27 protein-coding genes are annotated in these 25,768 nt (G+C 62.6%); 12 read left to right on the top strand and 15 right to left on the bottom strand.

The features are described from left to right. Position 1 precedes the first annotated feature (1 nt). Entirely contained in the window at positions 2-583 is a 582-nt protein-coding gene (locus C5J26_RS06200) for a GNAT family N-acetyltransferase (protein ID WP_105401036.1), read from the top strand. Positions 584-586: 3 nt separating this feature from the next. On the opposite strand, the gene C5J26_RS06205 is transcribed toward C5J26_RS06200, so the two are convergent. Both C5J26_RS06205 and C5J26_RS06210 read right to left on the bottom strand, forming a co-directional pair. Beyond that, positions 587-1,237: a hypothetical protein gene (locus tag C5J26_RS06205; protein WP_105401037.1), complete on the bottom strand. Its 651-nt coding sequence runs from the start codon at positions 1,235-1,237 to the stop codon at positions 587-589. A 1-nt stretch (position 1,238) separates the two neighbouring features. Next, positions 1,239-1,547, bottom strand: coding sequence for a DUF3572 domain-containing protein (locus C5J26_RS06210; RefSeq protein ID WP_105401038.1), 309 nt, complete (start codon positions 1,545-1,547; stop codon positions 1,239-1,241). A gap of 132 nt (positions 1,548-1,679) precedes the next feature. On the opposite strand from C5J26_RS06210, the gene C5J26_RS06215 reads away from it, so the two are divergent. Together C5J26_RS06215 and C5J26_RS06220 are read left to right on the top strand one after the other, a co-directional pair. Continuing rightward, a complete protein-coding gene (locus C5J26_RS06215) occupies positions 1,680-2,051 on the top strand; it encodes a response regulator (RefSeq protein WP_007765577.1) in 372 nt (123 codons plus the stop codon). A gap of 16 nt (positions 2,052-2,067) precedes the next feature. Further along, positions 2,068-3,438: a PleD family two-component system response regulator gene (locus C5J26_RS06220; RefSeq protein WP_105401039.1), complete on the top strand. Its 1,371-nt coding sequence runs from the start codon at positions 2,068-2,070 to the stop codon at positions 3,436-3,438. A gap of 836 nt (positions 3,439-4,274) precedes the next feature. On the opposite strand, the gene rpmG is transcribed toward C5J26_RS06220, so the two are convergent. The 6 genes from rpmG to topA all read right to left on the bottom strand — a co-directional run bounded on the left by rpmG (position 4,275) and on the right by topA (position 11,892). After that, positions 4,275-4,442 (bottom strand): 50S ribosomal protein L33, encoded by a 168-nt coding sequence (gene rpmG, locus C5J26_RS06225; protein ID WP_003547442.1) that lies wholly within the window; start codon positions 4,440-4,442, stop codon positions 4,275-4,277. A gap of 91 nt (positions 4,443-4,533) precedes the next feature. Continuing rightward, positions 4,534-5,718 carry an MFS transporter gene (locus tag C5J26_RS06230; RefSeq protein WP_105401040.1) on the bottom strand — a complete coding sequence of 395 codons (1,185 nt, stop codon included), beginning with the start codon at positions 5,716-5,718 and terminating at the stop codon, positions 4,534-4,536. A 10-nt stretch (positions 5,719-5,728) separates the two neighbouring features. Next, positions 5,729-6,415, bottom strand: a complete 687-nt coding sequence (locus C5J26_RS06235) for an NUDIX hydrolase (RefSeq protein ID WP_105401041.1) — start codon at positions 6,413-6,415, stop codon at positions 5,729-5,731. Further along, positions 6,412-6,864 (bottom strand): DUF983 domain-containing protein, encoded by a 453-nt coding sequence (locus tag C5J26_RS06240; RefSeq protein ID WP_105401042.1) that lies wholly within the window; start codon positions 6,862-6,864, stop codon positions 6,412-6,414. Before C5J26_RS06240 ends, C5J26_RS06235 begins: the two co-directional genes overlap by 4 nt. A gap of 1 nt (position 6,865) precedes the next feature. After that, positions 6,866-9,220 carry a ribonuclease R gene (gene rnr / locus C5J26_RS06245; RefSeq protein ID WP_105401043.1) on the bottom strand — a complete coding sequence of 785 codons (2,355 nt, stop codon included), beginning with the start codon at positions 9,218-9,220 and terminating at the stop codon, positions 6,866-6,868. Next, the gene (gene topA / locus C5J26_RS06250) at positions 9,217-11,892 is read right to left on the bottom strand and encodes a type I DNA topoisomerase (RefSeq protein ID WP_105401044.1); all 2,676 of its coding nucleotides are present in this window, start codon (positions 11,890-11,892) and stop codon (positions 9,217-9,219) included. Before topA ends, rnr begins: the two co-directional genes overlap by 4 nt. A gap of 242 nt (positions 11,893-12,134) precedes the next feature. Between topA and C5J26_RS33170 the strand changes: the two genes are divergently transcribed. After that, positions 12,135-12,341, top strand: coding sequence for a hypothetical protein (locus C5J26_RS33170; protein WP_105401045.1), 207 nt, complete (start codon positions 12,135-12,137; stop codon positions 12,339-12,341). On the opposite strand, the gene dprA is transcribed toward C5J26_RS33170, so the two are convergent. Genes dprA through C5J26_RS06275 form a run of 4 tightly spaced genes read right to left on the bottom strand, consistent with a single transcriptional unit; the run spans position 12,321 to position 16,331 of the window. Continuing rightward, on the bottom strand, positions 12,321-13,463 hold the full coding sequence (gene dprA, locus C5J26_RS06260; protein ID WP_105401046.1) for a DNA-processing protein DprA: 1,143 nt from the start codon (positions 13,461-13,463) through the stop codon (positions 12,321-12,323). The genes C5J26_RS33170 and dprA overlap by 21 nt on opposite strands. A gap of 12 nt (positions 13,464-13,475) precedes the next feature. Next, positions 13,476-14,093, bottom strand: a complete 618-nt coding sequence (gene plsY, locus C5J26_RS06265) for a glycerol-3-phosphate 1-O-acyltransferase PlsY (RefSeq protein WP_245441111.1) — start codon at positions 14,091-14,093, stop codon at positions 13,476-13,478. A gap of 13 nt (positions 14,094-14,106) precedes the next feature. Further along, entirely contained in the window at positions 14,107-15,393 is a 1,287-nt protein-coding gene (locus C5J26_RS06270) for a dihydroorotase (protein WP_105401048.1), read from the bottom strand. Then, complete coding sequence (locus tag C5J26_RS06275; protein ID WP_105401049.1) at positions 15,390-16,331, bottom strand: aspartate carbamoyltransferase catalytic subunit; 942 nt, start codon at positions 16,329-16,331, stop codon at positions 15,390-15,392. The genes C5J26_RS06270 and C5J26_RS06275 overlap by 4 nt, the downstream gene beginning before the upstream one ends. A gap of 202 nt (positions 16,332-16,533) precedes the next feature. Between C5J26_RS06275 and C5J26_RS06280 the strand changes: the two genes are divergently transcribed. Next, positions 16,534-18,186, top strand: a complete 1,653-nt coding sequence (locus tag C5J26_RS06280; protein WP_105401050.1) for an acyl-CoA dehydrogenase family protein — start codon at positions 16,534-16,536, stop codon at positions 18,184-18,186. Here the strand turns inward: C5J26_RS06280 and C5J26_RS06285 are convergent. Beyond that, positions 18,168-19,103, bottom strand: a complete 936-nt coding sequence (locus C5J26_RS06285) for an AEC family transporter (protein ID WP_105401051.1) — start codon at positions 19,101-19,103, stop codon at positions 18,168-18,170. The two genes, C5J26_RS06280 and C5J26_RS06285, sit on opposite strands and share 19 nt — an antisense overlap. Positions 19,104-19,285: 182 nt before the next feature. On the opposite strand from C5J26_RS06285, the gene C5J26_RS06290 reads away from it, so the two are divergent. The 3 genes from C5J26_RS06290 (at position 19,286) to C5J26_RS06300 (ending at position 21,102) form a co-directional block, all read left to right on the top strand. Then, the gene (locus tag C5J26_RS06290) at positions 19,286-19,930 is read left to right on the top strand and encodes a TetR/AcrR family transcriptional regulator (protein WP_046636606.1); all 645 of its coding nucleotides are present in this window, start codon (positions 19,286-19,288) and stop codon (positions 19,928-19,930) included. 65 nt (positions 19,931-19,995) lie between these two features. Then, positions 19,996-20,481 carry a group II truncated hemoglobin gene (locus C5J26_RS06295; protein WP_105401052.1) on the top strand — a complete coding sequence of 162 codons (486 nt, stop codon included), beginning with the start codon at positions 19,996-19,998 and terminating at the stop codon, positions 20,479-20,481. A 294-nt stretch (positions 20,482-20,775) separates the two neighbouring features. Further along, positions 20,776-21,102, top strand: coding sequence for a DUF6105 family protein (locus tag C5J26_RS06300; RefSeq protein ID WP_105401053.1), 327 nt, complete (start codon positions 20,776-20,778; stop codon positions 21,100-21,102). On the opposite strand, the gene ruvX is transcribed toward C5J26_RS06300, so the two are convergent. Then, positions 21,045-21,533, bottom strand: a complete 489-nt coding sequence (gene ruvX, locus C5J26_RS06305) for a Holliday junction resolvase RuvX (protein ID WP_046667735.1) — start codon at positions 21,531-21,533, stop codon at positions 21,045-21,047. The two genes, C5J26_RS06300 and ruvX, sit on opposite strands and share 58 nt — an antisense overlap. A 130-nt stretch (positions 21,534-21,663) precedes the next feature. Between ruvX and C5J26_RS06310 the strand changes: the two genes are divergently transcribed. From C5J26_RS06310 to C5J26_RS06325, 4 genes are all read left to right on the top strand, one after another. Beyond that, a complete protein-coding gene (locus C5J26_RS06310) occupies positions 21,664-22,365 on the top strand; it encodes a metal-dependent hydrolase (protein ID WP_105401054.1) in 702 nt (233 codons plus the stop codon). Between the two features lie 109 nt (positions 22,366-22,474). Further along, positions 22,475-22,762 (top strand): Asp-tRNA(Asn)/Glu-tRNA(Gln) amidotransferase subunit GatC, encoded by a 288-nt coding sequence (gene gatC / locus C5J26_RS06315; protein ID WP_105401055.1) that lies wholly within the window; start codon positions 22,475-22,477, stop codon positions 22,760-22,762. Positions 22,763-22,819: 57 nt separating this feature from the next. After that, on the top strand, positions 22,820-24,301 hold the full coding sequence (gatA, locus tag C5J26_RS06320) for an Asp-tRNA(Asn)/Glu-tRNA(Gln) amidotransferase subunit GatA (RefSeq protein WP_105401056.1): 1,482 nt from the start codon (positions 22,820-22,822) through the stop codon (positions 24,299-24,301). A 63-nt stretch (positions 24,302-24,364) separates the two neighbouring features. Then, complete coding sequence (locus C5J26_RS06325; RefSeq protein WP_105401057.1) at positions 24,365-24,631, top strand: hypothetical protein; 267 nt, start codon at positions 24,365-24,367, stop codon at positions 24,629-24,631. Between the two features lie 237 nt (positions 24,632-24,868). Here C5J26_RS06325 and C5J26_RS06335 read toward each other — a convergent pair whose 3' ends face one another. Continuing rightward, positions 24,869-25,729: an NmrA family NAD(P)-binding protein gene (locus tag C5J26_RS06335; protein WP_105401414.1), complete on the bottom strand. Its 861-nt coding sequence runs from the start codon at positions 25,727-25,729 to the stop codon at positions 24,869-24,871. Between the last annotated feature and the right edge of the window lie 39 nt (positions 25,730-25,768).

Genomic DNA, 25,768 nt, shown 5'->3' on the forward strand with positions numbered 1-25,768 from the left:
CGTGGATATCGATCTTCGTTTCGAGCCCGTGACGGCGGAGCGCTGGGGGGATTTCGAAATGCTCTTCGGCCCGCAGGGTGCCTTCTACCACTGTTGGTGTGTCGCTCTGCGCTTGCCGCATGCGGTGCGCACCAGGATGCAGCCGCAGGAGCGGAAGGATCACATCCACGACCGTATAAATGCTGGTCCGCCGCCCGGCATCCTGGCCTACGCGGATGGCGGGCCGGTCGCCTGGGTACAGGTCGGACCGCGCCATGATGTGCCGCAGTTCAATTCGCCGCGCACCGTCTCGCGCCCGCTGGAGGAGGCGGATGCAACCGATCCCTTTGTCTGGGCGGTCAGCTGTTTTTTCCTGACGCCGAAGCTCAGAGGCAAAGGGCTGAGCCACCGTCTGCTGTCGGGTGCCGTCGACTATGCGCGCCAGATGGGAGCGCGGTTCGTCGATGCCTGTCCGATCGATCATGTGAAGCAGTCGAAATCGGTGACGCTGTGCATCGGCTCGACGGCGATCTTTGACGCCGCCGGCTTCGACGTGGTGGAGCGCCGCAAGGACGGACGACCGCTGATGCGGCTGGAGCTTTAGATGTCAGGCGGCTTTGGTCTGGATATGGTGACGGATCAGCCCGGCGGCATGGGTCCAGTCCGTCGCCCGGACGATGCCTTCGTCCGGTTTCGGCGCAAGCAGATGCAGGGGAGAGTCCGGCATCATATGGAGGACGAGGCATTCGGCGACGTGATCCCGCACCGAGTGGAGATTGCGCGCCATATCGTCGATGAAGACGCAGGGCAGGGGACGTCCGGCATGCAGGCGCTGCACGATCGGTCCCTTGGGTTCCTCGCTGGCGATCAGCGGGAAGGTGAGGCCGATCTGGTCGAGAAGCCGGCGGCGGTGGTCGCGATAGCGCGGCGGCATGGCGGTGAGAAACACGACGTCCGCATCGTCCGACAGCGTCTGCAGTGTCTGGACGACAAGTTCGGTCGGGATCTGCCAGTTTTCCTGCGCCTCGAAAAAGGCTTCGATCAGCCGCCGCACCTGCACAGGCTCGAGCGCCGTCCGGGTCTCGGCGGAGACGATATTGCCGGTAAGGCGGAAGGAGCGCGGCAGCAGTTCATGACCTTCGCCGCGCAGAAAATCCTGAAAGGGGGCCACGAAGTGCAGCACCACATCGTCGATATCGCAAACGACGAGCGGCCGGTCGCCGAGGCGCACATGGGAAAGGTCGAGGATCTCGCTCATCTCAATAGTCGCCGGAGCCGAGCCCGGGGCCGGAATAATGCTGCCAGGCTGCTGCCACGGTCTCGGGTTTTGTACCCGTCGCCTCACAGAAGGCGAGCAGCGTCGGTTCGTGACCCATCAGGAAATCGATCATCCCCGCAAGAAAGCCCGGATCGTTTACCGCATTGCGCAGCTGGTTGGGCTGTACGCCGGAAAGGGCGAGGAATCGGCCCAGCATGTCGGGTTCGTTGGCGAGCCATCCCAGAATGGCGCCTGCCGTCTCTTCCGCCTTGGCTTCGTTGCTTCGAGCATTACCGGGTTCGCGCCGCATTGTCCGCCGAGTTACCTCTTTTTCAACTAAATGGCTTTACCGTGCCTGATAGGCGCTCTGTGGAATCGGCCGTTCCGGGAGCTTATATACTGAAGGCACTCATGCAAGCCGGGATTTAAGGAACGGATCGCTATGCCCAAACGGGTCATGATCGTCGAGGACAACGAGCTGAACATGAAGCTCTTCCGCGACCTGATCGAAGCATCGGGATACGATACCATCCAGACCCGCAACGGTATGGAAGCGCTTGATCTTGCACGCAAACATCGCCCCGACCTGATTTTGATGGACATCCAGCTGCCCGAGGTTTCGGGTCTGGAAGTCACCAAATGGCTGAAGGAAGACGATGAATTGCACGTCATTCCGGTGATCGCGGTGACCGCCTTTGCCATGAAGGGCGACGAGGAACGCATTCGCCAGGGCGGTTGCGAGGCCTACGTCTCGAAACCCATCTCGGTGCCGAAGTTTATCGAGACGATTAAAACATATCTCGGCGACGCGTGAAAACGGGACGGACCTCATGACGGCGCGGATACTGGTAGTCGATGATATTCCAGCGAATGTGAAGCTGCTCGAAGCCAGGCTTCTGGCTGAATATTTCGACGTCCTGACCGCCGACGACGGCTACAAGGCGCTGGCGATCTGCGACAGCACGCATGTGGACCTGATCCTGCTCGACATCATGATGCCCGGCATCGATGGTTTCGAAGTCTGCGAGCGGCTGAAGGCCAATCCGCGCACCGCCCATATTCCGGTCGTCATGGTCACCGCGCTCGACCAGCCTTCCGACCGTGTGCGTGGCCTGAAGGCCGGCGCCGACGATTTCCTGACCAAACCGGTCAACGACCTGCAGCTCATTTCGCGCGTGAAAAGCCTGGTGCGGCTGAAGACGCTCAGCGACGAGCTGCGCATCCGCGCCGACACTGCCAGCAATATCGGGCTGGAAGACATGCTGAAGGGTGCCGACGGCCGCGAAGAGACGGCCCAGGTCCTGCTCGTCGATGGCCGCGCGAGCTCGCAGGAGCGCATCATCAAGGCGCTGAAGCCGGTTGCCGGCGTCATTGCCATGTCCGATCCGCAGGCAGCGCTTTTCGAGGCGGCGGAGAGCCCGGTCGATATGGTGATCGTCAACGCCAATTTCGACGAATACGATCCGCTGAGGCTCTGCTCGCAGCTGCGCTCGTTGGAGCGCACCCGCTTCCTGCCGCTGCTGCTGGTGACCGAGATGGGCGCCGACGATTTGATCGTGCGAGCGCTCGACCTCGGCGTCAACGACTATATCGTACGCCCGATCGACCCGAACGAACTGGTGGCCCGCGTGCTCACCCAGATCAAGCGCAAGCGCTACAACGATCGCCTGCGCATGAGCGTCCGCCAGACGATCGAGCTTGCCGTCACCGACGGGCTGACCGGCCTCAGCAACCGGCGTTATCTCGACAATCACCTCAAGGTTCTGTTCAACCGGGCTGCCGCACGCTCCAAGCCGCTGTCCGTCTGCATCACCGATATCGACCGCTTCAAGTCGGTCAACGATGCCTACGGTCACGATGCCGGCGACGAGGTGCTGAAGGAGTTCGCAGCCCGCGTCCGCTCGACCGTTAGGGGAGCCGATCTTGCCTGCCGTTACGGGGGTGAGGAATTCGTGGTGGTCATGCCCGATACCGACGCTATGTCGGCCGGAGCGATTGCCGAACGGCTGCGCAGCATCATCGAGAGCCAGCCGTTCCATTTGAAGACAGCGGGTATCATGCTCAACATCACCGCCTCGCTCGGCCTCGCCTGCAGCACGCAGGGCGCCGAAACGCCGGAACAGCTCCTGAAGCAGGCCGATCGCGCGTTGTATGAAGCGAAAAATGGCGGGCGCAACCGGGTGGTTGCCGCAGCCGCGTAGAGAATCAGCAGATACTGAAATTCCTGCCCCGCCTTCGCCGAATGGCGAAAACACCGAGAAAAAAGCGCCCGGTCCCCAGTTATTTTTGAGCGGAACCCAACTTTTTGTAGGTGCTAATTAATGGAAGAATTTCATGAACAGCTGTCAGTTAACGGGACTGCTGCAGCGCATTCAAGAAATTTCGAATGTATCCGCGCACTCTCAGATTTGCCGGCAGAGAATAGCTGTTTGTATTGGCTTTGAATTTTTTGCATGGCTGAGAAGATAGACAGTGCTCGCCAAGGATGTGCTTGAAAGTTGGAAGGCATTTCTGAGAGCTAGATCAAAGTAAGCATATAAAGCGCCGGGAGTAACTTTGGATTTATGCCAGGAAAATCGAAAAAATATCAGTAGCGGCCGCGGATTTTAACCAACAACAGTGAAGGATTCGGTTCGAGATTAAGATTGTGTTGATTTTCTTTTCGTTTTGCGCAATTTTGGCCCCGACCAGACAGTGTACCCGAAATGGTACATAGATACCCCATGATGCTCAGGTCCGCCGCATCTCCTGGGTCGTGGGGTCGGTCGACCGGCAGGCATACCAAAGCGGTTCCTCGTGCCGTGATTGCAGGCTGGTCGACCCCCATTTGAAAGCGCCGCTTCCAGTTTCTGGAGCGGCGCTTTTCCATTTCTACGCAGCCCGTCCCGCTCTGGATCACTCGGCTACCGCAACGGCCCGAAAATCAGTTCCGAATTCTGGAAAGCCCGCGGCAATGGGAGAATGCTGGGTAAAGCCCAAAAGAAAAGGCGCCTGGCCCTATCGGCCGGCGCCCTTCGACAACCCTCGGATCAAGGTCTTACTTGATCTTGGTTTCCTTGAACTCGACGTGCTTCTTGGCGACCGGGTCGTACTTGGTCTTGGTCATCTTGTCGGTCATCGTGCGGCTGTTCTTCGTGGTGACGTAGAAGAAACCGGTGTCAGCCGTCGACAGCAGCTTGATCTTGATGGTCGTAGCTTTCGCCATGGTGTTCTGCCTCTAAGAAAAAATGAAGCCGCGGACGCGGGTTGGGTCCACGGCGAAATCTGGCGCGAAATTACAAATCGCGCCCGAAAAGTCAACTCCGTTTTGAGCGGAAAAGCATTCGGCAGATGGAAACCAGCACATAGAAGCCAAAGAATCCCGCCAATGCCCAGGCAAAACCGTCATTGCCGGCGATATCGATGGCCGCGCCGATGCCCTGCGGGCCGGCAACAGTGCCGACCGCATAACAGAAGATGAAGGCTGCGTTGGCCGCGGCAAGGTCGGCTCCGCTGAGCCGCGATCCGAGATGCGCCAGGCCGACGGTATAGAGGCCGGAGACGCAACCGCCCCAGAAGAACAGGACCACGGCCATCATGATCCAGTTCTCGATCAGGAAGGGCAGCGCAAGCGATCCTGCGACGCCGAGCACCGCCATGGCGGTCAAGAGTGGCCGCCGATCCCTCAGCTTGTCGGAATAGAGGCCGAGCGGGATCTGGAAGGCCATATTGCCGATGCCCATCACCGTCAGCAGCAGGGCGGCCTGCTGCTCGGTCAGCGCAGACCGAATCGCATAGATCGGGAACAGCGACAGCCCGCCCGCCGAAACCGCGCCGAAGGCGAATACCGCCGCGGTCGCCGTCGGCACAAGGAAGATGTAGTGGAAGAAGTGCCGGTCCGGCTTGGTATCCAGCACGGGGCTTTCATTGCGGGCGATGAAGATCGGGATGATCGCCAGCATGATGATCGCCGCGCCGACCAGGAAGGGCAGGACGCCGTCGCTGCCGAGCGCAGAGAAGAGCAGGGGTCCGATCGCGAAGCCGATGGCCAGCACCGTGGCATAGATGCCGAGAACGAGCCCACGGCGCCGGGGAGGGGCCGCCTCGTTGATCCAGAATTCGGACAGGATGAAAAGCGTCGTCGTCGCGCCGTGGAAGGTGAAGCGCAGCGGGAACCACATCCAGAAGGCATCCGCGTAAAAGAAGCCGATGGCGCTGACTGCGGCGACGAGCACCGCGAACATCATCGTCCGCGCGACGCCGTAGTCGTGAGCGATCTTGGTGGTGATCGGCGCGGCCGCCATGGAGGCGACGCCGGCCATGGCAGCGTTGAGGCCGATCAGGGTGGAGGAAATTCCGCGCTTTTCAAGAATGATGCTGAGGAGCGGCAGGCCGAGGCCGATGGCGATGCCCACTGCACTGATGGCGGATATGGCGGCGATCAGCGATGGCCAGTGGATCTTGTCGACATGGCCGTTGGCGTCTGTCGTCGGCTGAGCCATTCAATATTCCTTACAGTCGGCTGCGGACGAATCGTCCATGACGCATGAAGTAGAAGGACACCGGGCTTCCAAACGGTAAAGATGGATCGGAGACCATCAGGTTTTTCACGTCCTCCAGAACCGCCTGTGTGATGCGCGGGAGTTTCAGACCTGAAAGCTCGGCAATGTCAAGCCAGCGCACGTCCTGAAGTTCGCTTGAGTCGCCCAGGCGCGTTATGTCGAAGCGGGTTTCGTCGGCAAAGGTGAGAAAGAAGCGCGTATCGTAGCGCCGGACATTGCCTGGCGGCGTGATGGCGCGGGCGACGTAGCGCAGGCGGGAGAGGTCGGCAGCGCCGCCGCCCGCAAGCCCGGTCTCCTCCTGGAGTTCCCTGAGGGCCGCGAGCGCCAGTGCCCGGGCGCGGGCCGAGGTCATGCGGGCGGTGGTGCCTGCCGCCAGCTTTTCGAAGACGATCGGGTCGAGATCGGCGCCGAAGGGGAGGGCATGGTCGCGAGGATCGCGCTTGCCGCCCGGGAACACGTAGACATCAGGCATGAAGACATGGCCGCTGCCGCGCCGGCCCATGAGGACTCGGGGAGCCACGTCCGAGCGATCGATCAGGATCAGGGATGCTGCGTCCTTGGGCGTCACGCCGGCCACGCGCGCATGCTTCGGCGCGTCCATTGCGAACGGAGCCTGTTCCTCGGCCGACGATGTCATGCGATCGGTCCGCCCCGGCCCGGATCGACGGCTTCGTCGTCCGTGCCATTGAAGCCGTGCATCTTCAGCGCCCATTGAAAGCCGATGACGCCGCCCTTGATCGGCTGGATGGTCAGAAGCGCCGCAAGGATCGCCAGCGGCACCCAGATGGCGAGATGCACCCAGGGCGAGACCCGAAGCGTCATGTCGGTCAGCATGTAGCCCGTCATCAGCACGTGGCCGACGACGACGATCACCAGATAGGCCGGCAGGTCGTCGGCGCGGTGATGATGGATTTCCTCGCCGCAGACGGCGCAGGTATCGACCGGTTTGAGGAACGCCCGGAACAGGCGGCCGGTGCCGCAGGCAGGACAGGTGCAGAGCAAGCCCCGCCTGATGGAGCGGCCGAGCGGCCTTTCGGCCTCTTGTGCGCCACCGTATCGGACCGTCTGTTCGTCCTGCTTCTGCATCCTATCTCCTTCGGCCGCTCCGCGGAGGCCGCGTGCCGGGTTGGGTCCGGCCACGCCGCCCCGATTTGTGGAAGGAGCGGATCGCGGTCGGCAATTTCTTGCCCTCGCTCAGCATCTCGAACTGCAGCGCGCCGGCAAGCGGGATGGCCTGTTTCAGCCGCACATCGACCGTATCGCCGATCTGGTAGCCCAGACCGGTCTTCTCTCCGGACAGCGCCTGATGCGCCTCGTCATAGATGAAGTAGTCGTTGCCGAGCGTGGATATAGGTATGAATCCGTCCGCACCATAGGTCGGAAGCGAGACAAATAGTCCCGCCTTGGTGACGCCGGAGATCCGGCCGACGAATTCCTCGCCGATGCGCTCGGAGAGGTGATGGGCGATCAGCCGGTTGATCGTGTCACGTTCGGCGGCCATCGCGCGGCGTTCGAAGGTCGAGATCTCGGCGGCGATATCGTCGAGCTGGGCCTCTTCCTCCGGCCTGATGCCGCCTTCGCCCAAGCCCAGCGATCCGACCAGTGCACGGTGCACGATCAGGTCGGCGTAGCGGCGGATCGGCGAGGTGAAATGCGCGTATTTCATCAGGTTGAGGCCGAAATGGCCGATATTCTCGGGGCTGTAGATCGCCTGGCTCTGGGAGCGCAGCACCATCTCGTTGACCATCACCTGGTGGGCGGTGCCCTCGGCTTTGGCGAGAATGCCGTTGAACGAGTTGGCGCGCATCTGGCCGCCCTTGGCCATCGGAATGCCGAGCGTCGCGAGAAACTCGCGCAGCGTCTCCTGCTTGGCAAGCGACGGTGTGTCGTGGATGCGGTAGATCAGCGCCTGGCGCTTTTTTTCCAGCGTCTCGGCGGCAGCGACGTTCGCCTGGATCATCATCTCTTCGATGAGCTTGTGGGCATCGAGCCGGTCCGGCACGAAGACCCGGTCGACCGTGCCGTCGGGCTTCAGCAGGATCTTGCGCTCCGGCATGTCGAGCTCCAGCGGCTGGCGGCGGTCGCGGCCGCGCTTCATCACCCCATAGGCATGCCAGAGCGGCTTCAGGATCGGATCGAGCAACGGCCCGGTCTTGTCGTCCGGCTTGCCGTCGATGGCCGCCTGCGCCTGCTGGTAGGAGAGCTTGGCGGCGCTCTTCATCATGATGCGGTGGAACGTGTGGCCCGCCTTGCGGCCTTCCCTGGAGAAGACCATGCGTACGGCAAGCGCCGGTCTATCCTCGCCTTCGCGCAGCGAGCAGAGATCGTTGGAGATGCGCTCGGGCAGCATCGGCACGACGCGGTCCGGGAAATAGACAGAGTTGCCGCGCTTCAGCGCCTCGCGGTCGAGCGCCGAGCCGGCGCGGATATACCAGGAGACATCGGCGATCGCGACGGTGACGATCACGCCGTCCGGATTGTCGGGCGAGGGGTCGAGCTCGGCATAGACCGCGTCGTCGTGGTCCTTGGCGTCGGCCGGGTCGATGGTGATCAGCGGCAGCGAACGCCAGTCCTCGCGTTGCGACAAGGAAGCCGGTCTTGCCGCTTCGGCCTCGTCCATCACCGCCTTCGGGAAGATATGCGGAATGCCGTGCGAATAGACGGCGATCATCGAGATCGCCTTTTCCGAACCGATCGTGCCAACGATCGACAGAACCCGGGCGCGGGGGAGGCCGAAGCGGCCCGAACGGACCACTTCCGTCTCGACCAGGTCGCCGTCCTTGGCCTCGCCGATATCGGCGGGCTCGATCACCATTTCCTCGCCGCGCCGGTCGATCGGTAGCAGACGCAGCTCGCCATCGGCGAGCTGATGGACGATGCCGAGCGAGGCGCCGCGACGCTTGTCGATGATCTTGATGACGCGGGCGGTATAGGCCGGTCCGGTCCGGTCCTTGTTCGGGAAGATCTTTGCCAGAACCCGGTCGTTGAGACCGGCGGCAGTCACCCTGCCTTTGCCGCGGCTGTCCGACGATTGCCGGATCAGCACGGCCGGCGCCGCACCCAGCTCCTCCGGCCATTCGGCCGGGCGGGCGATAAGTTCGCCATCCTTGTCGCGGGTGGTGATGTCGAGAACGGTGACCGGCGGCAGCGCATCGGGACGGGTCAGCGACTTGCGGCTCTTCTTGAGAAGGCCTTCCTCCTCCAGCGTCCGCAGGAGATCCTTCAGTTCGACGCGGGTGTCGCCCTTCAGCCCGAAGGCCTTGGCGATCTCCCGCTTCGACCCCTTGTCTGGGTTTTCGGCGATGAATTCGAGCAGGACATCACGCGGCGGCACGGCACCGTGGATGATCACCGGCTTCTCCGTTGCAGAAGCGGCGTGACCGCGGGCAACCTTTTCGGGGCGTTTTCCCGGATGTCTCGATCTATCGCGTGGTTCTCTCACGTGCCTGTCTTCTTCGCCTTGGGTGCGGCCTTTTTCACCGGAGCTTTCGCCTTGGCGGCCGTCTTGGCTTTCGGTGCTGCCTTCTTGGTGTCGGTGGTCGTCTTGGCGGCGGCTTTCTTCGGCTTTGCCTTGGACGACGGCGCCTTGCCGCCCTTTTCGATGATGAAGGCCATCGCCTGTTCCATCGTCACCGATTGCGGGTCAAGCCCCTTCGGCAGCGTGGCGTTGACCTTGCCCCAATTGACGTAAGGGCCGTATTTGCCGTCGCGCACGGTGATCGTGCCGCCATCCGGATGGTCGCCGAGTTCCTTCAGTGCCGCAGGCGTGCCACGGCCGCGGCCACCGCCAGCCGCCACCTTGCTCTGCTTTTCGGCAAGCACGGTCACAGCGCGGTTGAGGCCGATCGAGAACACGTCCTCGATGCTCTCCAGGTTGGCATAGCTGCCGTCATGCAGCAGGAACGGCCCGTAGCGGCCAAGCCCTGCCGAAATCATCTTGGCTGATTCCGGATGTTTGCCGACGTCGCGCGGCAGGTTGATCAATGCCAGCGCCTTTTCGTGGTCGATGTCCTCGGGCTTCCAGCCTTTGGGCAGCGACGAACGCTTGGCTTCCTTGCCTTCGCCGCGCTGGATATAGGGGCCGAACCGGCCGGAACGCAGCGTCAGTTCCTCGCCCGTATGCGGATCGGCACCGAGTGCCTTCGGTTCGTTGAGAGCGTTCGCTTCCGCATCCGCGCCGCCTTCCGAGGAAAGCTGGCGGGTGTAGTTACAGTCCGGATAGTTCGAGCAGCCGACGAAGGCGCCGTATTTGCCGAGCTTCAGCGACAGGTTGCCCGTGCCGCAGACCTGGCAGATGCGCGGATCGCTGCCGTCCTCCCGCTTCGGGAAGACCAGCGGCGCCAGCGTCTCGTTCAGCGCATCGAGCACGTTGGTGACGCGCAATTCCTTGGTGTCCTCGATCTGGGCGAAGAAATCCTGCCAGAATTCGCGCAGAACCTGCTTCCAGTCGAGTTCGCCGGCAGAGATCTTGTCGAGCTTTTCTTCCAGATCGGCGGTGAAGTCGTATTCCACGTATTTCGTGAAGAAGCTTTCGAGGAAGGCCGTCACCAGCCGGCCCTTCGAATGGGGGATCAGCTTGCGCTTGTCCATCGTCACGTATTCGCGGTCGCTCAGCGTCTTCAGCGTCGCGGCATAGGTGGACGGCCGGCCGATGCCGAGCTCTTCCATCTTCTTGATCAGCGAGGCTTCCGAATAACGCGGCGGCGGCTCGGTGAAGTGCTGGCTGGCATTCACCTTGTTCTTGTCGAGCTTTTCGCGGGCGTTGATCTCGGGCAGGCGACCATCTTCATCGTCATCCTCGCCCTTTTCGGCATCCTCGCGGTTGTCCACGTAGGCGCCGAGGAAGCCGTCGAAACGGATCACCGAGCCGACGGCGCGAAGGCCAGCCTTCTCGCCCTTGTTGTCGGCGAGGATCTCGACCGTGGTGCGCTCGATTTCGGCGGACGCCATCTGGCTGGCGATGCCGCGCTTCCAGATCAGCTCGTAGAGACGGGCCTGGTCGGCGTCGAGATAACGGCGCACCTGGTCCGGGGTGCGGGTGAATTCGGTCGGGCGGATCGCTTCGTGGGCTTCTTGGGCGTTTTTCGCCTTGGTGGAATAGAAGCGCGGCTTTTCCGGCAGGTAACGCTGTCCGAACTGGTCGACGATGGCGCTGCGGGCAGCATCGACTGCCTCCGGCGCCATCTGCACGCCGTCGGTACGCATATAAGTAATGAGACCGACCGTCTCGCCGCCGATATCGACGCCTTCATAAAGCTTCTGCGCCACCTGCATGGTGCGCGAAGCGTTGAAGCCGATATTCGAGGAGGCAGCCTGCTGCAGCGTCGAGGTGGTGAAGGGCGGGCCGGGGTTGCGCTTGACGGGCTTCGCCTCGACCGTATCGACCAGATAGGTCGCGCCGTCGAGCAGCGCCTTCAGGCGGTTGGCGTCCTCGCCGTTCTTGATCGAGCGGGCCTGCAGCCGCTTGCCGTCGGCCGAGACGAGGCGCGCCTCGAACTCGTCGCCGCGCGGGGTGCGCAACAGCGCCGACAGGTTCCAGTATTCTTCCGAGACGAAACGTTCGATCTCCGACTCGCGGTCGCAGACGAGCCGCAGCGCAACCGACTGCACGCGACCGGCCGAGCGCGCGCCCGGCAGCTTGCGCCACAGCACCGGCGACAGATTGAAGCCGACCAGATAGTCGAGAGCGCGGCGGGCGAGATAGGCGTCCACCAGCGGCACGTCGATATCGCGCGGATTGGCCATCGCATCGAGCACGGCCTTCTTGGTGATGGCGTTGAAGACGACGCGCTTGACCGGCTTGTCGCCGATCAGCTTCTTCTTCTTCAAAAGGTCGAGCACGTGCCAGGAAATGGCTTCGCCTTCGCGATCCGGGTCGGTCGCGAGGAACAGGCCGTCCGAGCCTTTCAGGGCGTCGGCGATATCCTTCATGCGCTTTTGGGAGGCGCTATCGACTTCCCACAGCATTTCGAAGTCCTGGTCGGGAAGTACGGAACCGTCCTTGGCCGGAAGATCGCGCACATGGCCGAACGAGGCGAGAACCTTGTAGCCGGGGCCGAGATACTTGTTGATTGTCTTGGCCTTGGCGGGAGATTCTACGACGACAACATTCATTTTGCTTCTCTGCAATAGAGGCTTGGCCCGGAACCTTTGCAGTCCAGGCGGAAATCTGACCTCCCGACATGGAGGGCGTTTGCCTCGCGGTCAAGGGGCGTGTGCCAAATTATAGGGTACAACGAGATGCAACCGCAGGAAGATTTACAATTGGTTGCAATCTTAAATAAATGCGATATGGTCCCTCGCATACCTCGAGGTGAATTTATTTGGACCGGTGGCCGACTTTTTAAGGATAGAATATGATTTCCCGAAGTGAGACAAACGGCCGGCGCGAGGACGATACCAGGGAGAGTATAGCCTATATAAGGCAGATGCTCGGAGAGCTCCGGCAGGTCGCCTTGGGAGAGGGAGCCGATATGCTCTGTTACCTCATCGAGATGGCCTATGTAGAGGCGGGGGATGTACAGGCGGGCCGGCGTCCCCGCTCAGTCTTCCATCGCGATTGAAACCAGACCGCCGACATGCCGATGCAGCCGGCCGGCGAGATCAAGTTCCAGCAGGATGAGATAGACGGAAGAGGCGGGTAGTTCCGTATGGCGGATGATGTCGTCCACCTCTACCGGCGTCGGCCCCAGCGCCGAAACGATGATCGCCCGGTCGTCGTCATTGGGCGGCAGTATGTCGCTGAACTTCTTGGGCTCTTCCACCACAGAGCCGCTGAACAGATCGAGTTGCGAGAGCGGCGCCAGGGCTTCGATGACGTCGGCCGACCCAGTTGTGACGATCGCCCCCTGTTTCAGAAGCCCGTTTGTGCCGTGGCAGCGCGGATCAAGCGGCGAGCCAGGAACGGCGAAGACAAGCCGTCCGAAATCGGTCGCCATCCTGGCGGTGATCAGCGAGCCGGAACGCTCCGCTGCCTCGACCACGACGACTCCGAGCGAAATGCCGGATATCAGCCGGTTGCGGCGGGGGAAATCCCGTGCGCGGGGCTCCCAGCCGAAGGGCATTTCGCTGACGGCAAGACCTGCACCCTCGGTGATCTCCTCGAGCAGAGGCACGTTCTCCGGCGGATAGGGTTGGTCGAGCCCGCCGGCCAGCACCGCGATCGTCCCGGTTTCCAGGCTGGCCCGATGGGCTGCGGTATCGACGCCGCGGGCAAGGCCTGACGTCACCGTATAACCGGCCCGGCCGCAATCCTTTGCGATCATCGCCGCGAACTTGGCGCCCGATATCGAGGCGTTGCGCGACCCAACGACGCCGACCGATGGACGGGTCGCGGCGGAAAGGTCACCTTTCATGGCAAGAAGCGGTGGCGCGCCTTCGATCTGGCGCAGCGCCGGCGGATAGTCCGGTTCGCCGATGCCGACGAAGCGAGCGCCAAAGCGATGGGCAGCTTCGAGTTCGCGTTCGGCCTCCTGCACGCCGGCAATCCGGATCGCCCTGGTCGCTCCGCCGCGGGCGGAGAGTTCGGGCAGCATGGCAAGCGCGTTTTCCGCCGAGCCGCAGTGGTTGATGAGATCTCGAAACGTGGCGGGGCCGACATTGTCCGAACGGATCAGCCTCAGCCAGGCGATCCTTTGCCTCTCCGTCAGCGCAATTCCTGTTCGTTTCGCGCTGCCGTCCGCCATTGTTTCCCCGGTCTATCCCTTTTGGCCGATCCTGCTTTCGGTGCCGGCGATCAGCCGCTTGATGTTTTCTTCGTGCTTCCACCAGGAAATCGCGGTCATGACGGCCAGGACGAGCGCGATCTTCGGCTCGTTTAAGAACCACAGCACAACCGGAATGACAAGAGTTGCAACCAGAGCGGAGAGCGACGAATATTTGCTGATCCTGGCGACGCCGAGCCAGATCGCCGCAAACACCAGCACCATCCAGGGAGCGACGCCAAGCAGCGTGCCGATATAGGTTGCGACGCCCTTGCCGCCCTTGAAGCCGAGCCAGACCGGGAAGAGATGACCCATGAAGGCCGCAAAACCGGCAAGCAGGCCGGCTTCTTTCCCGAACAGATACCAGGCGACCAGTGCAGCGACCGTGGCCTTCAGCGCGTCGAGCAGCAGGGTGGCCGCGGCAAGCTTCTTGTTGCCGGTGCGCAGCACGTTGGTGGCACCGATATTGCCCGATCCGATCGACCGGATATCGCCGAGGCCCGCCGCACGGGTGAGGATCAGGCCGAAGGGAATGGAACCGAGCAGATAGCCGAACACCAGCGCGGCCAGTGCGATCGGCAGGGTGATCTGCCAGTTGAAGAGTTCACTCACGCCCGTGCTCCCCTTAAAGCGTGTAGACGCACTTGCCGGCCACATAGGTGGCGACGGCGCGGCCCGAGAAACGCGCGTCTTCGAACGGCGTGTTCTTCGACCGCGACAAGATCATATCCTTCGAAACGATCCAAGGCTCGTCGAGATCGATCAGCGTGATATCCGCCTTGGCGCCGGGCTTCAGCGTGCCTGCATCGAGGCCGAAGATCTGCGCCGGCCGGGTCGACATCGCATCGATCAGCCGCATCAGCGGCACGCGGCCGTCATGGTGCAGGCGAAGGGCGGCCGCGAGCAGGGTCTCGAGGCCGATCGCCCCGTCCTCGGCATCGGCAAACGGCAGGCGCTTGGTATCGACGTCCTGCGGATCGTGCGAGGAGACGATGATGTCGATCGTGCCGTCCGCGAGCGCATCGGCCATCGCCACGCGGTCGTCTTCGGAGCGCAGCGGCGGCGAGAGCTTGAAGAAGGTACGGTACTCACCGATGTCGTTCTCATTGAGCGCCAGATGGTTGATCGAGACGCCGCAGGTGGCGTTGGCCCCGCGGGCGCGGGCGACGCGCATCGCTTCGGCCGATTCCGCCACGGAAATCTTCGCCGCATGGTATTTCGCTCGGGTCAGGCCGGCGATCCTCAAATCCCGTTCGAGCGGGATGATCTCCGCTTCCTTCGGCACGCCGGAGAGGCCGAGCCAGCTGGCGAACAGGCCCTCGTTCATCACGCCGTTGCCGAGATATTTTTCGCGCAGTTCCAGCGAGACGACCGCGTCGAATTCGCGCGCATAGGTCATTATGCGGCGCAACAGCAACGTGTCGGAAAGTCCGTGCCGGCCGTTGGTGAAGGCGACGGCGCCCGACTGCTGCAGCAGACCGATCTCGGTCATCTCCTTGCCGGCCAGCCCCTTGGTGAGGGCGGCGGCCGGATGGACGTTGACGACCGCCTTGTCGCGCGCCGTCTTCTGCACGAATTCGACCAGCGCGATATCGTCGATCACGGGGTCGGTGTCGGGCATCATGATGAAGGAAGTGACGCCGCCGGCTGCCGCCGCCCGGCTTGCCGATTCGATCGTTTCGGTGTGTTCGGCGCCCGGTTCGCCGACATAGACGCGGGCATCGACGAGGCCAGGCGTCGCGACGAGGCCCTGGCAGTCCCGGATCGTCGCGCCTTCCGGGGCGCCCTGGTTCTGGGCGTCTTTCCCGGCGGCGAGGATGCGACCGTCGGCGCCGATGACGATCGTGCCGGTCTCGTCGAGATTGCGCGACGGGTCGATGATGCGGAGGTTCTTGAGGACGGTGGGGGTCATGCGCGTTCTCCCTGGTTCTGGGAGACGAGCAGGGTCTCCATCACGGCCATGCGGACCGCGACCCCCATTTCCACCTGTTCCTCGATGACGCTCTGCGGACCATCGGCGACTTCGGAGGCGATCTCGACGCCGCGGTTCATCGGACCGGGATGCATGACCAGCGCATCCGGCTTGGCAGCCTTCAGCTTTTCGGCATCGAGCCCGTAGAAGCGGAAATATTCGCGCACCGACGGCACGAAGGCGCCGGCCATCCGCTCGCGTTGCAGGCGCAGCATCATCACCACGTCGGCATCCTTGAGGCCTTCTTCCATGGAGTGAAAGACCTCGACGCCCATGTCCCTGATGCCGGAGGGCAGCAGCGTCGAAGGCGCCACCACACGAACCCGCGCGCCCATGGCGTTGAGCAGGAGGATATTGGAGCGCGCGACGCGCGAATGCAGCACGTCGCCGCAGATTGCCACGATGATGCGCGACAGCTTGCCCCTGGCGCGGCGGATGGTGAGTGCGTCGAGCAGCGCCTGTGTGGGATGCTCATGCTGGCCGTCGCCGGCATTGATCACCGAGCAGGCGACCTTTTGCGCCAGAAGTGCGGCGGCACCGGCGGAGGAATGACGCAGCACCAGCACGTCCGGGCGCATGGCATTCAGCGTCATCGCCGTGTCGATCAGCGTTTCGCCTTTTTTCACCGAGGAATTGCCGACCGACATGTTCATCACATCGGCGCCGAGGCGTTTGCCGGCGAGCTCGAAGGATGATTGTGTACGGGTGGAAGCTTCGAAGAACAGGTTGATCTGGGTGAGACCACGCAGCGTGGAGGTCTTTTTCTCCCGCTGCCTCGAGATCTTCACGGCCTCGTCGGCCTTGTCGAGAAGAAAGGTGATATCCTGTTCGGTAAGGCCCTTGATGCCAATCAGATGGCGGTGAGGGAAGAAGACCATGGACACGTCTCCGCTTGCGTTCGGCGGTCTATAAGGTCTGACGGCAGGAGCCGCAAGCGGGCGCGGGGTTTATCTCACTGCTTGTTTGCCCATTGTCGCTCGCAGCGGTTTCCCGGCGTGGGCGCGGCCTTTTGTTGAGAACGCCAGAAATCCTGAGCGGGCGCCGTTCCCAGGCCCGGTAACTTCCGCTAGAACCCGTTTCATGAACCAGATGTCGCGCGCCGAAGAAAAATTTGCCGAACTGAACCAGCCAAAACCCTGGTCCGGCATCAATGCCTACCGATCCGATCCGCTGGTCGTCGACCTGACGAGCACGCTGAACCGCACCATCCGTGAGGAGTACGACCAGCTCGGCCGTTACGTGACCTCGCCGGAGGCGCAGGAACTGGCGCGCATGGCGAACGAGAACCCGCCGAAGTTGAAGACCCATGGTCCGCGCGGCGAGCGGCTCGACGTCGTCGAGTTTCATCCGGCCTGGCATGCGCTGATGCGCCGTTCGATGCAGACCGGCCTGCATTCCTCGGTCTGGGAAAACATCCCCGAAGCCAAGGGCCACGAGCACAAGGCGCGCGCGACGCGATTCTATCTGTCGGCGCAGCTCGAGTGCGGCCATCTCTGCCCGCTGACCATGACCAGCGCCTCGATTGCCGCGCTGATGGCCTCGCCGCGCGTACAGAAGGAATGGGCGCCAAAGATCCTGTCGCGCAAATACGACTCGACGAATCGCCCGGCTCTTCAGAAGAGCGCGGTCACCCTCGGCATGGGCATGACCGAAAAGCAGGGCGGCACGGACGTGCGCGCCAACCGCTCGACCGCCGAGCGGGTCGGCGAGGGCATCTACCGGCTCTCCGGCCACAAGTGGTTCATGTCGGCGCCGATGAGCGACGGTTTCGTGATGCTGGCAAAGACCGGCGACGGCATCGGCTGCTTCCTGGTGCCGCGGTTGCTCGAGGACGGTTCGGCGAACGGCCTGCAGTTCCAGCGCCTGAAGGACAAGGTCGGCAACCGCTCGAACGCATCCTCCGAAGTCGAATTCACCGATGCGTTCGGTTATCTGCTTGGCGAACCGGGCGGCGGCATCCGCACCATTCTCGACATGGTGACCCTGACGCGGCTTGATTGCGCGCTGGCATCCGCCGGCATCATGCGCGCGTCGCTCGCCGAAGCGGTCCACCACACCCGCGGCCGCAGCGTGTTCGGCAAGAAGCTCGTCGATCAGCCGCTGATGACGCGCGTGCTCGCCGACATGGCGCTCGATGTCGCTGCGGCGACGGCGCTCAGCTTCCGGCTCGCCGACTCCTTCGATCGGGCGGCCAGCAACCCGGCCGACGCGGCTTTCGCCCGGGTCATGACGCCGGTCATCAAATACTGGAACTGCAAGATCGCGCCCGCGCTGATCTACGAGGCGATGGAGTGCATCGGCGGCAACGGCTATATCGAGGAACGGCCGATCGCCCGGCATTACCGCGAAGCCCCGGTCAATGCGATCTGGGAAGGCTCGGGCAATGTGATGGCGCTCGACGTGCTCCGTGTCCTGTCGCGCGGGCGGGACCTGTTCAACACGGTGCTGGCCGGTTTCGAACGGGATCTCGGTCCTGCGGGCCGCAAGACGGTCGAGGTTCTGCGCGCCGCCATGGCGCTCTGCGAGACCGACGAGGGAGCCGCCCGGCTTCTGGTGGAGCAGCTTGCACTTGCGGCTGCGGCGTCCGAACTGGTGCGGCTTGGCGCCGGCAAGATCGCCGATGCTTTCCTGGAAACGCGGCTCGCCGGCGGCTGGCGCTCGACCTACGGCATGCTCGATGCCCGGTTCGACGCGCGCTACATCGTCGACCTGCTTTATCCAGCAGCCACGTAGGCGACAGCTGTCATCACCACCGGAATGGTGAGGAACGAGGCGACGACCTGCAGGGTCGCCGCCGCAGCGTACATGTCTGCATCGCCGTTCAACTGTTTCGCCAGCAGATAGCCGTTCATCGCGGTCGGAACCGCGGCACTCAGTGCCAGAAGCACGAGGGCGCTGCCCTGGATGCCGCACAGCGCGCCGACGCCCACGGCGACGATCGGGAAAGCGATCAGCTTCAAAAAGACGGCGAGGAGAGTGATAGGCCTCGGCCTGAGCGCGTCCATGACTCGCAGGCCCGCGCCGACCGTGATCAGGCCGAGGCTGAGCGAAGCCTGCGACAGCAGGTCGACCGCCACCATCACCGGTTCGTAGATCGGAATGCCGGCAACGTTGACGACGATGCCCAGCGCCGTCGAGACGATCAGCGGATTGGTGCAGACTCTATAGAAGATGGCCTTGTAGTTCCGGTCGTGGCCGGAGAACCACAACAGCACGGTCACATTGATGAAGTTGAGCGGAATGATGATCGCCGCCATCACCAGGCCGACCATGGTCAGGCCCTGCTGGCCGTAGGTCTTTGCGGCGATCGCCAGCGCCATGAAGGCGTTCCAGCGCGTCGCCGTCTGGAACAGCGAGGTATAGGCCGGCCCGCCGACACGCAGGTTCCGCAGCAGAGGCCATGCCAGCAGCAATCCGCCCGACATCACGAAAACGGAAACGATCGCCGCGAAACTGACCGTCAGGGTCTCGGTATTCGAAAAGTCGGCCTTGGCCATCGTCGAAAACAACAGGGCCGGAAACATCACCCAGTAGCTGCACTGTTCGAGACCGTCCCAGAAATCGGCGTTGATGATCGGCGCACGTCTCAATCCCACGCCGAGGAGGACGAGAAGGAAGATCGGCAGAACGCTTTGGAAGACGATGAGCATGGAGGAGGGCACGTCGGTGGGAGGATAGGATCTCGTTAGTCCTCCCATGCCAAGAGTGCAATGTGCAGCCCCGCAAAATCAAGTGCTGCGCGCGCAATCCTGTGCATGGGCACCGAGACCGCTTGCGGCGGTTGACGGCTCGGACTATCGCGGTTGAAGATTGAAACCGAAACAGGCGGAAAATGCTCCAGATCCCTGAAGTCACAGCGCAACAAGGTTCGGTCGCCAAGGTGCGCAGCCGCGCCGGCACCGAGCGGGCGATCTTCCTGGCGGCCCGCGCGCTGCTTGCCGAACAGGGTTTTCAGGGTTTCGGCATCAACGCAGTGGCGCGCCGGGCCGGCTGCGACAAACAGCTCATCTATCGATATTACGGCGGTCTCGACGGGCTGATCGAGGCGATCGGCGCCGATCTCGGCACCTGGGTCAAGGACCGCATCCCGGAAGATACCGGCGGCATGTTCCTGCTGACCTACGGCGATCTGATGGAGAAACTCTCCATCTATTTCATGGAAGCACTGCGCGACGACCCGCTGGTCTGCAAGATCGTCGCCTGGGAGGTCTCGCAGGATACGCCGCAGGTCCGCCGGTTGTCGGAAGCCCGCACCAAGGCGCTCGGCAAATGGCTCGAAAAGATGCGCGGCTCGCTGACACCGCCCAAGGGCGTCGATGCCGCGACCACCAATGCGCTGCTGTTTGCGGCAATCCAGCACCTGGTGATCTCCGCCGCCGTGAGCGGCCAGTTTGCCGGCATGGCGCTCAAGACCGAGAAGGACTGGGATAAGGTCGGCAACGCGCTCCGCCGCCTGGTCCGCGCGATCTACGGCTGATCCGTGGCCAAGTCTTGAAGCCATGACGTCTGCCTCATATCTCTTGGGAAGACGGAGGGAACGCCATGACAGTGCCAACGCTTTATGAATGGATCGGCGGCTTCGATGCGCTCTTGCGTCTCACGACGGAGTTTTATCGACGCGTTCCGACGGACGACCTGCTCGGTCCGGTCTTTTCCGGGATGGACCCGGAACATCCACAGCATGTAGCCATGTTCATCGCAGAGGTCATTGGCGGGCCGAAGCTCTATTCGGAGCAGCGTGGCGGTCATCCGGCGATGGTGCGCCATCATCTTGAAAGGCACCTGACCGAGCCGATGCGCCGGCGATGGATCAACATCCTGCTCGATACCTATACGGATCTCGAACTTCCGGCCGACCCGGAGTTCACGTCTGCGCTGGTCGGCTATCTCGAATGGGGAACACGGCTTGCGGTCGTTAATTCGCAGCCCGGAGCCAAGGTTTACGAGCATGCCCCGATGCCGACATGGGGATGGGGCGAGACCGGCGGTCCTTATATTCCGAAGAAGCCGAAATCGCCGGCTGCCTGACCTGCTTTATCCACAGGCGCCCTTGCGAAATTAACCATCTCCCCCGGTTTCCGTTGCGGCAAATCCCTGCGGGCTTAAGTTCGGCGTTAACGCACTGTTAACTACGACGTTCGCCGAGTATCCGCGTATGGGAACTGCAATCCGGAATATAGCATTGCTGATCGTCATGACGACGGTCTTCGCGGCGCTGGCCATGGATATTGCCATTCCCGCATTGGCCTTGAGCCTTATGGCTCTATCGAGATGGCTCGTGTCTCTGGAACCGTATCCGGCAGAGTCGAGAGGGAGGACTGCATGAAGTGGTTCGTGATTTTGTGGGCCGGTCCGGTCCTGCTGCTGACCAGCTGGTACGGGCTTTCCTATTACGACATGAGCTTCGGTTTCTTCATGCTGACCCGACAGACGCATGATCTTGTCTTCCAGATCTACGGCAATGTTCTGGGCATTCCCCCGGAAACCATTCCGCCTTTGGTGGCGCGCGCCATCGCTTTCGACAGCGTGGTCGTGTTTGCAATCATCGCCTTTCGCAAGCGCCGCGAGATCGCCGCCTGGTGGAGCAAGCGTCAGCTGGCGAAATCGGTCTCCCTGCCGAGCGACGAGAGCCTGTCCAGAGCGCCCTGAAGAATGAAGCTTGCCGCGGCGGAATCGATCCGCTCGGCACGTTTGGCCCGCGACACGTCCATTTCCAGAAGCGCCCGCTCGGCGGCCACCGTTGACAGCCGCTCGTCCCAGAAGACGAAGGGCAGGGCGGTCTTTTCCGACATCGAGCGCACGAAGGCGCGCGTCGCCTGGACGCGCGGACCGGCCGAGCCGTCCATGTTCGTGGGCAGGCCGATCACGAAGCCCGCCACTTTTTCCTTCTCGGCAAAGGCGAGCAGCACTTCGGCATCCTTGGTGAACTTCACCCGTTTGATGACCGGACGTGGCGTGGCAAATCGGCGGCCGAGATCCGACATGGCGAGCCCGATCGTCTTGGTGCCAAGGTCGAGCCCGGCAATCGCCTGTCCGGGTTTGAGGGCCTCAGCCAGTTCCTCGATGGTCATCACTGTCATGCGTTCTTCATCCCGGGGATCCAAATAGCGTGTCCAGAGCGGGTTTGTCCCACCCTCTGTCCCACTTCCCTTTAGCCTCCTATCGGCTATGTGTCGTCATTATCTCACATCATTTCGAGGAGAGTTTTCCATGAAGATCACCTGGCTCGGCCATTCCGCATTCCGCATCGAGACCGCCAAGGCCAAGATCCTGGTCGACCCGTTCCTGACCTATAACCCCGCCTTTGCCGGTCAGGATATCAAGGCCGCTGCCGAAGGCCTGACCCATATCCTGCTCACCCACGGTCACGGCGACCATGTCGGCGATACGATCCAGATCGCCAAGGAAACCGGTGCCGTCGTGCTCGCCAACTACGACCTCGGCGTCTGGCTGGCAAAGAAGGGCGTCGAGAAGCTCGAAATGGGCAATACCGGCGGCACGATCGGCTTCGACGGGTTCACCGCCACCTTTACCAATGCGCTGCACTCGTCTGCCTCGCTGACCGAAGACGGCGTTTCGCACTGCCTCGGCAATGCCAATGGTCTGATGCTGCATTTCGACGACGAGCTCTCCGTCCTCCACATGGGCGATACCGACATCTTTTCAGACATGGCCCTGATCAACGAACTGCACCAGCCGGATATCGGCATCGTGCCGATCGGCGACCGTTTCACCATGGGCGGTGCCGTCGCTGCGCTCGCCTGCCAGCGTTTCTTTGATTTCAAGCACGCGCTGCCTTGCCATTATGGCCTGCCGGGCGTCGACCAGACGCCGGAAAAGTTCGTCAAGGGCATGGAAGGCTCCCGCACCCGGGTCGAGACGCCGGCGCCGGGCGGCAGCCTGACCTTCTGAATCGCATCCTTTCAGGCGGCGCGCCTTCGCAAAATGAGGCGCGCTCCCTGTTGCGAAGGGCGGGCATGGCCATTATAGCGAAGGGGAAATTTCCCATCGGAGTTATGCCATGTCCGTCGATCTCGCCACCGTCAAGCGCGTCGCGCGCCTTGCCCGCATTGCGGTCACCGAGGAAGATGCCAATCGCATGGTCGGCGAGCTGAACGGCATCATCAATTTCGTCGAGCAGCTTTCCGAAGTCGATGTCACGGGCGTCGAGCCGATGACGTCGGTCACCCCGATGGACATGCGCAAGCGCACAGACGCCGTCACCGATGGCGACAAGGCTGACGATATCGTCGCCAACGCGCCTTCTACCGACCATAATTTTTTCCTGGTGCCGAAGGTCGTCGAGTGAGCGCTGGATAGCGCCCCGCCGAACCTCCTCCTCGTATTCGAACCGTTTGAAGAGCCCATGACCGAACTCACCAGCCTCACCATTGCCGAAGCCCGCGAAAAGCTCGAAGCCAGGGAGTTCACCTCCGTCGAGCTGACCGAGGCCTATCTTTCCGCGATCGATGCCGCCAACTCGGTGTTCAACGCCTATGTGGCCGTGACGCCGGAAAAGGCGCTCGGCATGGCGAAGGCTTCTGACGAACGCCGTGCCGCAGGCACTGTCGGCGCCCTGGAAGGCATCCCGCTCGGCATCAAGGACCTGTTCGCCACCCGCGACGTCCATACCCAGGCCTGCAGCCATATCCTCGACGGTTTTCTGCCGAAATACGAATCGACCGTTACCCAGAACCTTTGGGACGACGGAGCGGTCATGCTCGGCAAGCTCAACATGGACGAGTTCGCGATGGGCTCCTCCAACGAGACCTCTCACTATGGCGCCGTGATCAACCCGTGGCGGGCCAACGGTTCCAACCAGCAGCTCGTGCCGGGCGGTTCTTCCGGCGGTTCCGCCGCTGCGGTGTCCGCATTCCTCTGCGCCGGTGCGACCGCCACCGATACCGGCGGCTCGATCCGCCAGCCGGCCGCCTTCACCGGCACCGTCGGCATCAAGCCGACCTATGGCCGCTGCTCGCGCTGGGGCACTGTTGCCTTCGCATCCTCGCTCGACCAGGCCGGCCCGATCGCCCGCGACGTACGCGACGCCGCGATCATGCTGAGGTCGATGGCGTCGGTCGATGCCAAGGACACGACCTCTGTCGATCTGCCGGTGCCGGATTATGAAGCCTCGCTCGGCCAGTCCCTCAAGGGCATGAAGATCGGCATTCCGAAGGAATACCGCGTCGAGGGCATGCCGGAAGAGATCGAAAAACTTTGGGCTCAGGGCATCGCCTGGCTGAAGGATGCCGGTGCCGAGATCGTTGACATCACCCTGCCGCACACCAAATACGCGCTGCCGGCCTATTACATCGTCGCGCCTGCCGAAGCCTCGTCGAACCTCGCCCGCTACGACGGCGTGCGCTACGGCCTGCGCGTCGACGGCAAGGACATCGTCGACATGTACGAAAAGACCCGCGCTGCCGGTTTCGGCACCGAGGTCAAGCGCCGCATCATGATCGGCACCTACGTTCTGTCGGCCGGTTATTACGACGCCTATTACCTGCAGGCGCAAAAAGTCCGCACGCTGATCAAGCGCGACTTCGAGATCGTCTTCGACGCCGGCGTCGATGCGATCCTGACGCCCGCCACCCCGTCATCGGCCTTCGGCATCGCCGATGAGGACCTCGCGTCCGATCCGGTCAAGATGTACCTCAACGACATTTTTACGGTGACGGTGAACATGGCCGGCCTGCCGGGCATCGCCGTTCCCGCCGGCCTCGACGCCAAGGGCCTGCCGCTCGGCCTGCAGCTGATCGGCAAGCCGTTCGAAGAGGAAACTCTCTTCCGCACCGCCCATGTCATCGAACAGGCCGCCGGCCGGTTCACGCCGGCGAAGTGGTGGTAAGCGGACCGATCATCCGGAAAATGACGGCCGCCGATCATCGGGCGGTCGCCGGGGAGATGGCTCATGGCTAAGACGGATCTGGAAGGATTGATCGAGGCGTTCGATCGTCTCGCGGCCAATGGTTTCACCATGGGTGCGGACTGGCAGGCGGTGCACGAGATTTGCCAGGCCCATGAGGGCGAACAGCCCTTCGACTGGGGCCACGCTCTCTGCCATCGCATCGAAGGCGACGACTCGAACGCCGACTACTGGTACCGCCGCGCCGGCAAGCGACGTGCGAACTCGATCGCCGAGGACTGGACGGCGATGAGGGCTGAGCTTTCGGCTTAGAACCCCGTCCGAGAATGGGGTTGGAAGGACCCGGAAGCGACCATCAAGTCTGCCAAGGCATTTCTCTACGCCGCATCCATCATGACGCTAGTCCGAAGAATTGCATGCCGCTTATGAATCTCACTTCGCCTCTGCCTCTCATGCGAGGATTGCAAACAAGTGCCTTGGGTGGACGGCCGGCCTAGCATCCAAGCGGCCTTTGGCGGTCTCGCTTTCTTTTTCGTCCATCTGGGCGCGTTAGGATGAGTCACGAACAAGCTTATCTATGTAGGTCTGGAGCGAGATCGATCCTCGAATTGGATCCGCGGGGTATTCGGGACCATCGGCGGTGAGAGCCGTCATCCTTGCATACGAGTGAGCCGCCGCGTCGGAGAAGCCCAGACTGCGATATGCGCCTTCCCAGTTTTCCCGCGGGATCACCTCGATGCGAACGGCCCGGCCGAGGGCGGCGGCGAAGGCTGCGGCGACATCAGTGGGAGAGTACCGTTTCGGCCCCTCAACGGGGTGTATGCCGATCTGTTCGATCGGCTCCTGCAGGAGCCGCGCCGCCACCCTTCCCAGATCCTCGGGCGCGACCATCGGGAGCGTGAGATCGGCAGGGAGCATGGTCGACAGCACCCCGTCCTTAGTGACAGGCCCCACCATCGTATCCCAGTTACTATAGTAGTAGGCTGCGCGGATGACACTGGCAGGTATCGGCTGGTTCCTCAGGCCCGCTTCCAGTTCGTAAAGGATGTTGAGATCGCCGCATTCCTCGCCCGGCTGTGCGCCCATGGTTGATTCCGCCACTACCTTCTCCAGCCCGGACCCTTCGATCGCGTCGAGTAGGCAGCGGACGGTCTCGCGTTCCTCCCGGTCCGTATCGCTCGAGATGTCAGCGTTCGGGTTTAGGAGGAAGGCCCGCTTCCCGTTGCGGAACACCTCACGCAGCGACGTCACGTCGTGGACGTCGGCGACGGCGACCTCCGCCCCCCGCAGTCGCCATGCGCCGGCCTTATCGGAGTTTCGCGTGACGACCGTGACAGCTTTGCCTTCTTCGAGCAACGTCTGTGCCACGGCGGAGCCGACGTGCCCCGTTCCGCCAACAACGATGTACATTTGCCATTTCTCCAGCAGTGATGTGGCGCATAACCCTTC

The organism is Neorhizobium sp. T7_12 (genome assembly GCF_002968535.1).
Lineage (GTDB): Bacteria > Pseudomonadota > Alphaproteobacteria > Rhizobiales > Rhizobiaceae > Neorhizobium > Neorhizobium tomejilense.